This window comes from Methanosphaera sp. ISO3-F5 (genome assembly GCF_034480035.2).
Classification (GTDB): Archaea; Methanobacteriota; Methanobacteria; order Methanobacteriales; family Methanobacteriaceae; genus Methanosphaera.
The window spans coordinates 474053-487355 of sequence record NZ_CP118753.2; the positions used below are offsets into that span (position 1 = coordinate 474053).

14 protein-coding genes are annotated in these 13303 nt (G+C 28.4%); 7 read left to right on the forward strand and 7 right to left on the reverse strand.

Features of this window, described 5'->3' with window-relative positions; genetic code table 11:
• Positions 1-103 precede the first annotated feature (103 nt).
• The gene (locus PXD04_RS13980) at positions 104-1165 is read left to right on the forward strand and encodes an adenosylcobinamide amidohydrolase (RefSeq protein WP_323735451.1); all 1062 of its coding nucleotides are present in this window, start codon (positions 104-106) and stop codon (positions 1163-1165) included.
• On the opposite strand, the gene PXD04_RS13985 is transcribed toward PXD04_RS13980, so the two are convergent.
• From PXD04_RS13985 to PXD04_RS13995, 3 genes are all read right to left on the reverse strand, one after another.
• Complete coding sequence (locus PXD04_RS13985; protein ID WP_323735452.1) at positions 1154-1549, reverse strand: universal stress protein; 396 nt, start codon at positions 1547-1549, stop codon at positions 1154-1156. The genes PXD04_RS13980 and PXD04_RS13985 overlap by 12 nt on opposite strands.
• 8 nt (positions 1550-1557) lie before the next feature.
• Positions 1558-3240: an ATP-binding cassette domain-containing protein gene (locus PXD04_RS13990; RefSeq protein WP_323735453.1), complete on the reverse strand. Its 1683-nt coding sequence runs from the start codon at positions 3238-3240 to the stop codon at positions 1558-1560.
• Between the two features lie 115 nt (positions 3241-3355).
• A complete protein-coding gene (locus tag PXD04_RS13995; RefSeq protein WP_323735454.1) occupies positions 3356-3904 on the reverse strand; it encodes a manganese efflux pump MntP family protein in 549 nt (182 codons plus the stop codon).
• A gap of 490 nt (positions 3905-4394) precedes the next feature.
• Here PXD04_RS13995 and PXD04_RS14000 point away from each other — a divergent pair, with 490 nt between their 5' ends.
• Positions 4395-4787, forward strand: a complete 393-nt coding sequence (locus PXD04_RS14000; RefSeq protein WP_323735455.1) for a hypothetical protein — start codon at positions 4395-4397, stop codon at positions 4785-4787.
• Positions 4788-5151: 364 nt separating this feature from the next.
• The gene (locus tag PXD04_RS14005) at positions 5152-6219 is read left to right on the forward strand and encodes a transposase (protein WP_323735456.1); all 1068 of its coding nucleotides are present in this window, start codon (positions 5152-5154) and stop codon (positions 6217-6219) included.
• 178 nt (positions 6220-6397) lie between these two features.
• Here the strand turns inward: PXD04_RS14005 and PXD04_RS14010 are convergent, their stop codons facing one another.
• Together PXD04_RS14010 and PXD04_RS14015 are read right to left on the reverse strand one after the other, a co-directional pair.
• A complete protein-coding gene (locus PXD04_RS14010; RefSeq protein ID WP_323735457.1) occupies positions 6398-7069 on the reverse strand; it encodes a DsbA family oxidoreductase in 672 nt (223 codons plus the stop codon).
• A 168-nt stretch (positions 7070-7237) separates the two neighbouring features.
• Positions 7238-7498 (reverse strand): hypothetical protein, encoded by a 261-nt coding sequence (locus tag PXD04_RS14015; protein WP_323735458.1) that lies wholly within the window; start codon positions 7496-7498, stop codon positions 7238-7240.
• 162 nt (positions 7499-7660) lie between these two features.
• Here PXD04_RS14015 and PXD04_RS14020 point away from each other — a divergent pair, with 162 nt between their 5' ends.
• The 4 genes from PXD04_RS14020 (at position 7661) to PXD04_RS14035 (ending at position 10362) form a co-directional block, all read left to right on the forward strand.
• Positions 7661-7957 (forward strand): winged helix-turn-helix domain-containing protein, encoded by a 297-nt coding sequence (locus tag PXD04_RS14020; protein WP_323735459.1) that lies wholly within the window; start codon positions 7661-7663, stop codon positions 7955-7957.
• Positions 7958-7999: 42 nt separating this feature from the next.
• Positions 8000-8569, forward strand: a complete 570-nt coding sequence (locus PXD04_RS14025; RefSeq protein ID WP_323735460.1) for a sugar O-acetyltransferase — start codon at positions 8000-8002, stop codon at positions 8567-8569.
• Between the two features lie 478 nt (positions 8570-9047).
• Positions 9048-9734: a hypothetical protein gene (locus PXD04_RS14030; RefSeq protein ID WP_323735461.1), complete on the forward strand. Its 687-nt coding sequence runs from the start codon at positions 9048-9050 to the stop codon at positions 9732-9734.
• Positions 9724-10362: a hypothetical protein gene (locus tag PXD04_RS14035; RefSeq protein ID WP_323735462.1), complete on the forward strand. Its 639-nt coding sequence runs from the start codon at positions 9724-9726 to the stop codon at positions 10360-10362. The genes PXD04_RS14030 and PXD04_RS14035 overlap by 11 nt, the downstream gene beginning before the upstream one ends.
• A gap of 86 nt (positions 10363-10448) precedes the next feature.
• On the opposite strand, the gene PXD04_RS14040 is transcribed toward PXD04_RS14035, so the two are convergent.
• Both PXD04_RS14040 and PXD04_RS14045 read right to left on the reverse strand, forming a co-directional pair.
• On the reverse strand, positions 10449-12398 hold the full coding sequence (locus PXD04_RS14040; RefSeq protein WP_323735463.1) for a cation:proton antiporter: 1950 nt from the start codon (positions 12396-12398) through the stop codon (positions 10449-10451).
• Positions 12399-12548: 150 nt separating this feature from the next.
• A complete protein-coding gene (locus tag PXD04_RS14045) occupies positions 12549-13241 on the reverse strand; it encodes a PepSY domain-containing protein (RefSeq protein ID WP_323735464.1) in 693 nt (230 codons plus the stop codon).
• Between the last annotated feature and the right edge of the window lie 62 nt (positions 13242-13303).

Here is a 13303-nt window from a genome sequence, read left to right on the forward strand (position 1 = left end):
TTTTCTCATAGTCCTTTAGGGTAGTGGCAATCCTACGAGACTCTGGATCTTGTGACAGCGGTTCGACTCCGCTAAGGACTATTTTTCTTATTATGGTGTTTCTATGACTACTAATTATTCTGAAGAAATATTCGAAACTAATTTTTTTAAAATAATAAAGAAAGATGATGCTTTAATTCTTAATTTAAAACAGGACAATAATGTGTTAATTTCATCCTGGTTAAATGGTGGATTAAAACATAATATGAAAAACATTGTTAATCAAAGTATTTCTGATGAAGATTATAATATGATGGCTAATGGTGACTTTGACAGTTTTCAAGAATATAAATTTCAAAAATTAAATTTATCCCCACTAACATCTGCAGGTCTTATTACATCAGCATGTATGGATAATTATGCTATTTCAACAAAAAAATATGAAAAATTAGAAGTGACTAGTATCATAACAGCTGGAGCTGATAAGAATGCTGTAAAAGCAGGTGATAAAGCATCTTTTTATGAATATAATAATCATTATTTCTCACATTTTGGTACAATAAACATCATTACTATTATAAATGCAAACTTGGAAGATGGAGCATTAGTTACAGCATCCATAACTGCTACTGAAGCAAAATCCAGTATCCTCCAAGATTTAAAAATAGAAAGTCAATATTCTAATTTTATTGCTACAGGAACTGGAACAGATGGAATAGCAATAATTTCTAACAAAAATAGTGAAAATCATATTGAAAATGCAGGTAAACACTCAAAATTAGGTGAACTAATAGCTACAAGTATCCGAGATGCATTAAAAAAAGCATTATATCTACAAACATTCATGTCAATAGACTATCAGAGTACAGTATTAAGTCGCTTATCACGTTTTAATATATTATTTGATGATTTCTATGAACAATCCTCTGAAACAAATAAAATCGCATATGCCAGCAAATTCTATCACTTTAATAACAATAAAGAAAATGTATCATTTATTAGTTCTATAGTTAACTTAATTGATGAAGTTCAATTACAATTATTGACATGGGATGATGTTGAAACAGTAATAAAGCAATTAATTAAATATTATTTAAATGTTGAAGTACCTGAAAAAAAATTAAAAGAAAAAAATGATGTATTAAACTTGTTGATTAAATCAGTTAATTTACATCTATTTGATTAAAATTATTGGAAGTTTAATGTTTTTTAAAACATTCTGTGTGAAACTACCCAGTAAAGTACTGGTTATACCTGTTTTTCCATGTGTTCCTAACATTATACTATCAGCTTCACTCTTTCGGGTTAATGTCATTAAATCATATTTGGGACTGCCATAAATTATTTGACTTTCACATTCCACATCATTTTCTACAGCATAATCTACAATTGTTTTAATATATTGTTGGGCTTCACTTTCCAGTTCATCATAAGGTCTGGTTGAACCTTGATCAATAATATGTGTAACAATTACTTTTCCACCAGTCTTTTTAGCTAATTTCACTGCTTCAAAACCAGCTTTTTCTGCCAATTTTGATCCATCTGTTGGAACTAATATTTTTTCAAACATCTTTTCACCTATATACTTTCCATTTCAATAAAATGATCTGTTACTTCTTCAGGGTTTCCTTCTTCAATGAGTTTTCCTTTATTTATAAGAATAGTTCTCGTAGATACTTCTTTTACAAATTCCATTGTGTGACTAACTAATATTATTGTGGTTCCAAGTTTTTCATTAATTTTTTTCAATGAATTAGCTACTTGTCTTAATGTAACAGGATCTAAATCTCCGAATGGTTCATCAAGAATTAATATGTCTGGATTTGATGCAAGTACTGTTGCCATTGCAACTCGGACTTTTTGACCACCAGATAATTCAATGAACTGTCTTGAAAGGAGAGGTAAAGGTAAATCTAATGCTTCAAATACTGGTTTAGAGTATTCTATTATTTTTTCCACTTCTATTGTTGGGAATAATATGTTAAGAATTTCAGGACTTAAGTTTAATTTTTCTAATTTAATTATAGCTTCATTTTTTGATAAGTCTGTTAATTGATAGATAACATCTAATGCTTCTTCACTTAACCCAAATTCTTTAGCTTTTTCAAGTGCATGTTCGTATGTTTCATCAGTTTTGGGTGAAATTTTGTATCCTAATTGTTCAATAATTGGTGTATGTGGAGTTAATGCAAATTCCTGGTGCATAAAACCAAGGTTTTTTCGTATATTCATCCTGTTTTCGCCATATTCTGTCATGTTTATCCATTCATCCTTGGCAAGAATTTCTATGCTTCCTTCATCAGCTTTTTCAAAACCAGCTATCATCCGCAATATTTCAGTTTTTCCAGAACCTGTTGGACCAATAATTGATAATATTTCTCCTTTGTTGACTTCAAAATTTATATCTTCGATTGTTAATACGTGACCTCCCTTGTATAAGTAGAAATCTCTCATTAAATTTTTAACTTTAATAATTGGTTGTGTTCTGTCCATGTCTGCAATAGGATATTCTGGTTCTTCATCTTTTAAGAAATCAGTTATAATTTCCTCAGGTTCTCCAATTTTTTTAACTTTACCGTTAAACATTAACATAATTCTATCTGCCATATATCTTTGAATTTCTGGCTGATGAGATACTATAATGACTGTTGTACCATATTTTTCATGAATTCGTTTTATTGTATCAAGTACTTCTTTTCTTTTTTTAGGGCTGCTCATTGTAGCAGGTTCATCTAATAATAATATTTCAGGTTTTTTAGCAAGTTGTCTTGCAAGAACTAATCTTTGTTTTTCTCCACCACTAAGAACTGGGGCAAAATGGTTTGCTTTTTCTTTTAAACCAACAGTTTCCAGTATGTCTAATGCTTCTTCCATATATTCGTCTTTGATATCGTTTATGTCGGCTGTTGTTTCATCTCCAGTTTTTATACCGTATAATTTGTGTATAACATTTTCCACTGCAGTTTTTGACCATAGTCCGAATGATCTTTGGAGGTGTATTGCTGTTTTTTCTTTTAATTCATTTTTGTAGTTATTATAAGTCTTTGGAGTAATTACCATGTCATCAATTGTAATTGTACCTTCATCGAAGGGTTCTACTCCTCTTAGTATTCTCATTAATGTAGATTTTCCTGATCCACTTATTCCCATGATACCAAAGGTTTCATTATCTTTTATTTCAAATGAAACATCATCTAATGCTTTAATCATGTTTCTGTCTTTGAGTTTGTAAATTTTTGTTAAATTTTCTATTTTAATCATATATACATCTTCTTTTTTTTCTTTCTTCTCTTAATAATATATTTAGGGATAATAATTATTAATAATAGTTAATTTTTATAACATTACAGTCTTTGAATTCTTTAATAATTTATTTTTAGAGGCCTAACAAAATTTTGATACCTATTATTATTAATATTATTCCTCCGATTATCTGGAATTTATCACCAAATATGTTTCCTAATTTCTTACCAATATATATTCCAATTATACTGAATAAGAATGCTACAATACCAATTAAGAATGAAGGAAATAGTGGGTTGGTATTAATGAATGCAAATGTTAAACCTACTGCAAATGCATCAATACTTGTAGCAATTGCTAAAAGAGTTACTTCTTTAAAGCTGAATTTATCAGTAATTTCTTCTTCGTCATTACTTAAACTTTCTCGGATCATGTTTAAACCAATGATTAGAAGTAATATGAAACCAATAAGTGGTGCAATAAATGCTATGAATGAGCTGATTGTGCTTCCACAAAAATAGCCGAGTAGGGGCATTATTGCTTGGAATCCTCCAAAGAAAATACCATACCATAATATTTGAGTATTGGTTAATTCTTTTTGTGTAAATCCTTTAGTAATTGATACGCTAAAAGCATCCATAGCTAGGGCAACTGCGATTAAAAATACAGATATGAAATCCATTTTTTTTCACCTAAAAAAAATATTTAATATAATTCTAATTAATTATTTTTAATCTATGATTTATACAGTTTTCAATTAGTGTGTTGATTGAATATTTTTCAGATATTTGTTGCATTATTTTTGTATGGTTATTATTTGATTTTAATATAATTTTATGAAAATATGAATTTTTGAGTTTGGTTTTGGGATATTCCTTTAATATTTTATTTTTAGGACATTTTTTTATTATATGGTATATATGTATTTGTTTAATTTTGTATTTCTTTCATGTTTTGTTTAGGTCTTTTTTTAAATTATTTTCTTTCACTTCGTTATATAAGGGTATAGCGAACTAAAATAGTAATCATTTCAAACAAAAAAAAATAGCATCAGCAGAAAATCTTAACAAATAATTCAAATTCAATTCCATATAAATCCAAATTAGTAAGTATTAATATTTTAAATAACATACATAACTGTAACATATAATAATAATTTGGGAGAAATTTTAATGGAAATAAACAATATACTAGATGCATTAATTATGGACGGAGTTAGTGAAATAGTACAATATTGCGAATGTAAATATAATGATAAACTAATAGAGTTCAGGTTAATCAATGATGATATTGGAGTAGTTGATGAAATAGAATTCAAAATATCTGAAGACGAATGGGCATATGAATATGAAGGTAATGATGAAGATATGAAACTCATGGTAAATGCTATAAATGAAGCACCTTATGAAGTATTCCATAAAAGCGATGTTGGCGCAGAACTAGTATTAAATCATGAAAGCATAAAACCACAAAATGTACCAAATCATATGAAAACAGGATTCTATGTAGATCAAGAAGGTCCTATCCAGTTTACCCTAATAAAAAATGTTGTAAAATTAGATTAATAAACTAATCACCATCTTTTTTTAAATAAAAAATAAATATAGGGTTTAAATTATATTATTTGTATGGATTAGAAGCAGTATATGCTTCACCATTAACATATAACGTATATGAACCATATTCTATATTACCATGATTTTCAAGACTTGAAACATGACAATCACCCGTCAAAGTCCAACTACTTTTAGGGGTCTAGAAAAGTAATATATTTTTACGACCTATAAACGCTTATTTTTTAGTATTAAACATTTAATTAATCTTGGTTAAAAATAATACATTTGGTTTTTACTTGGATTTTTATGAAAGGTTTTTATTATCGAAATATTTAAATAAAACCTTTAATAAACATATTATTAGTGAAGAAAAATGTTATTAGGTTTAAATTTCGATAATTCCAACCCATATACTAGTTTGTTAGAAGAAATATTTAATATTATTGATTCTAGAAGAATCCAACAAATAATAGCTTCAAATGGTATAAAACCATTGAATAAGTTTAATTTTACTTTAAAAGTTATATTTATTAGTCAATTTTTTAATTTAAAGGTTTCATACATCATTGATGAGATAAATAGGAAACCAGAAGTTAAATCTTTTTTTAATGTTAAAACTGTGTTATCAGTTTCTCAGGTTACAGAACTGATTGGACGTTTTTCTGCCCAAACAATAGAAAAAACTATCAATACAATACTCAGATATCTTAATAGAAATAATAGAGTTCAATCACATACTTATTTACTTGATGCAACTCCATTGGATGTTGATTATAATTTTGATAGTAAGAAGATTTCCAAGAAAAATCTTGAAAATAAAGATCCAAAATGGGGTCATGGAACAAGTATTGGCTTCTATATAGGCTTTAAAGGAACTTTTGTACTGGATTACAATACTATGATGCCTGTTTTATTCATAATACACCCAGGTTCACCCCACGACAGTCAAATATTCCCAGAAATACTAGAACAAATGAAAAAACACCACTTATTACACCACAATGATAAAATACTAGCTGATAGAGGATATTATAGTTATGAAAACTATGAAATAGGCTTAAAAAAATACCACATACAACCATTAATCCTCACTAAATCTAATTTCAACATAGAAAAACTAAACAACGCATTAACCTGTCCATTAGAATATTTCAGACAAAACAAAAAAGATAAAGAAAATAAAAGTAAATTCATAAAATTAGCAAACTCATTTTGTAAAAACATAATCAAAAGAAAAAGAATTAAATATGTAAGAAGCCATATCGAAGACTTTTTTAAATTCCTTAAAGAAGGACTAAATTTAAAACATTTCCACAAATATACAACAGAATCTGTTAAAAAAACAACATTACTAACTGTATTATTAGCATCCTTAATAATTAATCAAGGATACACAACAAAAACAGACTTACAAATGCTTTCTGAAGGACGAATAATCTAGACCCCTAACTACTTTTATCATCGAGCTTCACAGTTGTGTTTCCATAATCGTCACTAGGATTAACACTTCCAGTATAATCACTATCAACCATATTTAATTTTTAATAAAAATACTTGATTAAAAAATAGTTTTTGCATCGTTAATTAAAGGATGGGAAAAATGTAGGGGATAGATGGGGTCATTGTTTAGCAGCATATTCTTTAGCAATATCTTCTTCAAATTTAATTTTTCTAAGAACATTAATAAATTCGCTGGTTGGTAATGCTCCAGGTACTGCATGTCTATTATTGAAAATGAAGTAAGGAACTCCTCTTATACCTGTATCAACTGCAACTCTCTCATCAAGTTCTACTTCTTTATCAAATTTATCAGAATCAAGAACATTCTGAACTTCCTCTTTTTCTAAACCTGCTTTAATACTGAGATCTAGGAGAACGTCCTTATTAGCTAGTTCTAAATTTTCAACAAAATATGCTTCGTATAATAAGTTGCTGAATTTATTTATGATACTTTGGTTATTGCTCAGTATTGCGAGTTTGGTTAAACGGTGTGCATCACGGGTATTAGTAAATTTTGTTGTCTCGTATTTTATGTTTAAATTATCTTCATTAGCCCATTTTGTAATTTTATCTATTTCTTTTTGTGCATCTGTTTTGCTTAGATTATATTTCTCTGCAAATCTTTCTAATGTTGTGGTATTGGCAGTTGTTGGTGCATTTGGATCTAATTCAAAGGAATGAATATCCATTTTCACATCATTTAGTTTTAATTCATTTATGGCTTTGTTTAATCTGTTAATTCCAATATAACAGTAGGGGCAGTTGTAGTCAATCCAGTATGATATTTTCATAATTGTTATGCTCCATTGATTTATTTTTTCATTTCATTTTCTTATTATATGATACTCTTTGTTAGTTGTGTTTAATCAATTTTAAGAAATTAGATGGTATTGTTTTCATGTTGTTATAAAATTAATTAAAACATGATAAAAGAGCTATTTAAAAATAAAATGGGGAGTTTAAGTGTTGTTTCCCTTGGATGAGGAATCAGTTGGTTTTATGTTTTTTGTATCTTCTGATACTTCTTCAACAGGTTTATTATTATTGGTATCTTGTGTGTAATGGGTATTACTTTCTTGGTGTACCTCTTGATTATTATTATTGGAATCATTCACCTGGTTATCTGGAATATTAAGGCTAAACTGGTTCATATTTGAAAAAAATAATAAACCTACGAGGATAATTCCAACAATTAAAATTATTAAATTTCTTTCTTTCATAAAATCATCTGTATTTATTTTTTCTTTCCAGGATTAATATTTCTAAATTTCAATATAAATACTTTTTAGTAAACTTGTTTTACTTTAATGGAAAATGTTTAAATAGTTCTAAAGCATAATAATATATAACATATTTTTAACAATATTATTGGACTTGGTACTATGAAAAAGATTATACAATGGATCTTATTAGGAACTAAAGGTTCGGATAATAGGATTAAAATAATTAAAAAAATTAAGGAAAAACCATATAACATAAATCAATTATCAAAAGAATTGAATTTAAATTATAGGACAGTGAAACATCACCTTACTAAATTAAAAGAATTAAATATAGTGGAGTCTTATGGAGAGAAATATGGTAAACTATATTTCTTATCGGATTTCATGAGTGAACATTATGATGAATTCACTGAATTGATAGGACGAATTGAACCAAATAAAATGATAATGGCATGAATACTCATGCTAACAATACTTTTTTTTTTTGAAATGATTATTATGATGACAGAACTAGAAAAACTAAAAGCAGGTTTAGATTATTGTTATGATGATGAAGTAATTATTGCAATCAAGGAAAATGCATTAATGCAATGTCAAAAATATAATAATATTGACCCTCTAGATAATCAGGAACGTGAAAAGCAATTAAATGCAATGTTGGGCTCTGTTGGAGAAAATGTTCTTATTGAACGATTTTTTAATTGTGATAATGGAAAAAACATTTTCGTTGGAAATAATTTCTTTGCAAATTATAATTTAACCATATTGGATGTAACTGAAGTTCATATGGGAAATGATGTTATGATTGGTCCAAATACTTTAATAACAACTGTTGGTCATCCTATAAGTCCTAAAGACAGGCGTAAACATTTAGAAAAAGCTTCTCCTATTGTTATTGGGGATGATGTTTGGATTGGTGGGAATGTAACAATTCTTCCTGGAGTTTCTATAGGCAGCAATGTTGTTATTGGGGCAGGAGCAGTTGTTAATAAGGATATCCCTGATAATTCTTTAGCTGTTGGTGTTCCAGCAAGAGTTATTAAAGAAATTGAAAATGATTTAGAATAAGTTAATTTTTTTTTTAGATTAGTAAGTTATTTGGAAGAAGATAGTGGTCTTCCATAAAACTTTTTTTTTGTTAAATATTTTTTATTTGATTTTTTTATATTATATTACTCAAATAATATCTGTATTTGATACATTTGATTTCGGAGGTGGAAAATTATTATCCTCCTGTTAGAAGAATAGGTATGTAATATAATGCTGCAAATATTATTATTAGTTCAATGAATAATTTTAAAGCATCTTTTGTACCATTATCCAATGTGTTCACCTTCCAATTTTAACAAATATTTTCTTTTTATTTGTTATAATATAACATAAATTTTATGTGCATATATTTATATATTGTTTAATCTATATAAATTTTTGGTATACCTAAATCCTTATCATTTAATTAATATTATTGTCAATAATTCTATATCGTTAATTATTAATTAAATACATTATAAATACTCTTATATAACAATGTAGAAGGTAAAAATAAATGAACAAAGAAACACCATTAAAACTAATAGAAAAATGTCATGCACCAGAATATGGAATGCTGTACGCATTAAACAAGGAAATAACAGAAGAAGAATTTGAAAAAATAAAACCATACATGCAACACTTCACACCTGCAACATTCGAAGATATAATGGAAATATCAGGAGACCCACATGGCTGGATGTGCACAAGAGAAAACGCACCAAAAGTGGAAGAAACACTAGGTATAACAGAAACACTAGACAAAATAGACCAAGACAGACTACAACAAAGAAAAGAATTCGACCAAAACAGGGGCAAAAAAGAAAAAGCACAACTAGAACTAGAAGAAATATTCTTCATGGGAAAAAGACCTAAACAAAAACTATCAAACCTACTAAAAGCAGCACAAACCGTATATGACCCAACAAACAGTTTCAGAGACAACAACTACTACGGGGGAGGACACCTCTTCCTCATAATGAAAAACAGCATATGGTACGTGATGAACAATGGACGAGAAGAAAATAACTGGAACATGAACAACATCGAAATAGAAGAAGCAGGAGGAGCAATAGGATTCAAAGTACCATATGATGAACATGTCCATGAACTAATAAAAATAGTTTCAGAAGAAAACGAATACACTGGAGACACATACAAAGAACCCGAAATAGGTGCCAACGGTGGTTCATGTGGGATCTGAAAAAACATTAAAATTAGTGCTTAAATGCATTGACAATGAAGAATTCGGAAAATTATATGCATTAAATGAAGAAATAACAGATAAAGAAAAACAACTAGTTCAACCATACTTCCGGAAATACAAACCAGTAGACTTTAAAAATATAATGAACATTGAAGGAAATCCTCATGGATGGATGTGCAAAGAAAAAGATGTAACAAAAGTAGAAGAATTACTGGAAATCACAGAAACACTAGAAAGACAAAAAGAAACACAAAAAAAAGTACAACAAGAATTAAATGAAAAAAGAAAAATAAAAGACGATGCAATGACTGAAATTGAAAAAATATTCAATAATGCACCAAGACCAAACAAATTTCTTAAAAAATTAATAAAAAAAGCAGATATAATCTATGATCCAAGAGACAGTTTTTTAACAGATTTTGAAATAGGTGAAGGACAATTATTCATCATAGAAAAAAATTATATATGGTACATAATAAATAATGGACGAAAGGATGATGATTACACATTAAATAATATTAAAACAACAGGTCCTGGAGCAGTAGGTTTCAGAATAGCATATGATGAACATGTACATGAACTAATAAAAATAGTTTCAGAAGAAAACACATATAAAGGAAAATAACATTTACAACCTGATAAAACTGTTTTTTCTAAAAAAAGAGAATGGAATTAAATCTATTTCAGATTATTCCATTTCATTTATATATTTTATTCACTATAAACCTGATTTATAAATTTTTCAATATTTTCTTCATTTCCCGTAAATAATATAAGATCATCTATTTCTAATGGGAAATTAGGACTAAATCCGATTAATGTCTTATTGTTCCGAATGATTGAAGTTACAGTTAAATCATAATCAGCAAAGTCATATTCATCCAATTGTTTTTCTTCGGTAACATATATTGATTCAACATTCAAATCAGTGATTCTTTCATTAAGCTTTGCAGTAATCTCTTCAGGTGAAACACATCTGAACGTATTATAATTATCAGAACGTAAAGTATCAATAGTATCAAGTATTTCATCAACATCCTTATTATAATAATCCATAACTCTACTAAACATGACAATACTGGTTTCAAACTCTTCCGGAATAACTTCATCAGCACCAAGTTCATATAATTCATCAACATTTTTAACATATCTTGTACGGACAATAATATGAACATCAGGATTTAACCTACGCGCAGAATCAACAGTTTTATGAGTAGAATCATAAGTATTTGTAGCTATAACTATACATTTTGCAGAAGTAATCTTCAATTCTTTAAGAACACTTTCATTAGAAGCATTTCCATATATTATAGGAATACCTAACGATTTTTCTTTTTTAACAATCAGAGGATTCATGTCTACAATTATGTATGGTATACTATAATGTTCACATGCTCGAGCCATATTTTTACCATTTACACCAAAACCTACTATTATAACATGATCCTCTAATTCTTCCTCATAATGTTCTTCATGTTTTATCTGTGTTAATTCTTCATCTACCTGGAAAAAGGATATTTTCTTAAATAATTCCACTATTTTCGGGGTAGTTTTTTGTAAGAATGGTGTTGCAGACATTGTAATTATACTCACTGCCAGAAATGTTGTGAACATTTCAGTGTTTATTAAACCATATTTCATACCTTCCCCTGCAAGTACGAATGAAAATTCTCCTATTTGACTTAAAAGGATTGAAATTGATATGATTGTACGTACAGGTAGTTTTAGAACATAACCTGTTATGAATGTGGCAATAAATTTTACTAATAGTACTATTACTGCTAAAATGATTATTAATACAATATTGTAAATGAAATATTCTACATTAATCATTAAACCTATTGATATTAGGAATATGCTCATGAATACATCTTGAAATGGTTGAATGTATCCTAATGTTTGATGACTGTACTCTGTATTTGAAATAATCAGACCTGCAATGAATGCTCCTAGTTCCGGTGAAATTCCTAGGAATGAAGTTGAAAATGTTGTACCTAGACATATGAACAAAACTAAAAGCATATACAAATCTCTATTTTTAGTATGGGCTGCTTCATGTAATGCTCTTGGAACTATCCATAACGCTCCTGCAAGTAAAATAGCAGTTAAGATAATTAATTGCAGAATTGTGGATGGTAGTGTACTCAGATCAATATTTTGACCACCAAGAAGTGGTGTTAATAATAAAACTACAATAACTGCTATGTCTTGGAATATGAGAATACCCAGAGTTACTCTTCCTTGTATTGTATGTGTCAGATGAAGTTTTTGTATAAGTTTCATAACAATTGCAGTACTGCTGAAACATACAAGAAAACCTATGAATATTGCTTCATTCCATGGGATGCTTGAAGTTAGAGATAATATTGTGACTATTGCAGTTGTAAGGACTACTTGCAATAAACCTCCAAGTAGTGCATATTTTTTAATAGCTGAAAATTTTTCTATTGAAAATTCTAATCCTATAATAAATAGAAGGAATATTACTCCCAACTCGGCTATTTCTGTGATTATATCTGTGGAATTAATTAGTTGTCCTAAAATAATTCCTGTTAAAAAAAGACCAATCATTGAGGGTAGTTTGAGTTTATTAAATATTAATAGGATTATGACAGCTGTTATTAAAATAACTGATATGCTTTGTAATAAAATTAAATCCATAAATATTTATCTTCCATTAATCATTATTTCTATATTATTGTTTTTGTTACTTATTTTACTTAACATTTATATAGATTTTATTGGAAAATTTTGTTGTAAAAAAAAGTGAGTTTTTTTTGGGAACAATTCCCAAAAAAATAGGAAAAAAATTTAAACTGTTGGTGCTTCGCCTCTCATAGCTCCACCAGTTACGTTACCATTTGATGAATCAATCTCTGAATATGCTATAATGTCACCATTTTTGTATAGGTTTACTTCATAGTATTTTTTACCATCTATGGTAGTTTCAGAAACTTTTTGGTAATCACTGGTTACACCATTTGGTAAACTATTTTTTGCAATGGACATTGCTTGAGCTTCAGAGATTCCGGATTGTTGGCCTGGATTGTTCTGATTGTTGTTAGTAGAACCATTTTGTTGTGGATTTGTATTTATAGGAGTATTTGATGGTTTTTCATTGTTTCCATTGTTTCCGTTGTTTCCACTGTTACCATTACCGTTACTGTTGCTTCCAGGATTACTTTCAGTGTTTCCAGTATTGCTTGAAGAACTACTGGATACAGGTGTTTGTGAATGTTGGTTGTCATTGGATGATTTTGGTGTTGTATCCACTTTTGTATTAACACTGGAATCTGGTTGTACTATACTTTCATCCACCTGCACTGAATTTGATCCATCACTGCCTGCTTTTGCAAGGTCTGTTACACTTTCTGCTGCTTGTGAATCTTCAGTAGCCACATTAGCTAATGAATTCATAACATTTCCGGTTTCACCTTGATATGTTGCAGCTACAATACCTATTAAAGCTACAATAAGTACTGCTAATATTATTTTTGAATCCATTTATACACCCCTTATTATATAATAGACTTATTTTATAATATGTTTAACTCTTTGTAAATGAT

Coding starts and splice junctions, on each gene's coding strand:
- PXD04_RS13980 (WP_323735451.1), top strand. CDS start 104: ATGACTACTAATTATTCTGAAGAAATATTCGAAACTAATTTTTTTAAA.
- PXD04_RS13985 (WP_323735452.1), bottom strand. CDS start 1,549: ATGTTTGAAAAAATATTAGTTCCAACAGATGGATCAAAATTGGCAGAA.
- PXD04_RS13990 (WP_323735453.1), bottom strand. CDS start 3,240: ATGATTAAAATAGAAAATTTAACAAAAATTTACAAACTCAAAGACAGA.
- PXD04_RS13995 (WP_323735454.1), bottom strand. CDS start 3,904: ATGGATTTCATATCTGTATTTTTAATCGCAGTTGCCCTAGCTATGGAT.
- PXD04_RS14000 (WP_323735455.1), top strand. CDS start 4,395: ATGGAAATAAACAATATACTAGATGCATTAATTATGGACGGAGTTAGT.
- PXD04_RS14005 (WP_323735456.1), top strand. CDS start 5,152: ATGTTATTAGGTTTAAATTTCGATAATTCCAACCCATATACTAGTTTG.
- PXD04_RS14010 (WP_323735457.1), bottom strand. CDS start 7,069: ATGAAAATATCATACTGGATTGACTACAACTGCCCCTACTGTTATATT.
- PXD04_RS14015 (WP_323735458.1), bottom strand. CDS start 7,498: ATGAAAGAAAGAAATTTAATAATTTTAATTGTTGGAATTATCCTCGTA.
- PXD04_RS14020 (WP_323735459.1), top strand. CDS start 7,661: ATGAAAAAGATTATACAATGGATCTTATTAGGAACTAAAGGTTCGGAT.
- PXD04_RS14025 (WP_323735460.1), top strand. CDS start 8,000: ATGATGACAGAACTAGAAAAACTAAAAGCAGGTTTAGATTATTGTTAT.
- PXD04_RS14030 (WP_323735461.1), top strand. CDS start 9,048: ATGAACAAAGAAACACCATTAAAACTAATAGAAAAATGTCATGCACCA.
- PXD04_RS14040 (WP_323735463.1), bottom strand. CDS start 12,398: ATGGATTTAATTTTATTACAAAGCATATCAGTTATTTTAATAACAGCT.
- PXD04_RS14045 (WP_323735464.1), bottom strand. CDS start 13,241: ATGGATTCAAAAATAATATTAGCAGTACTTATTGTAGCTTTAATAGGT.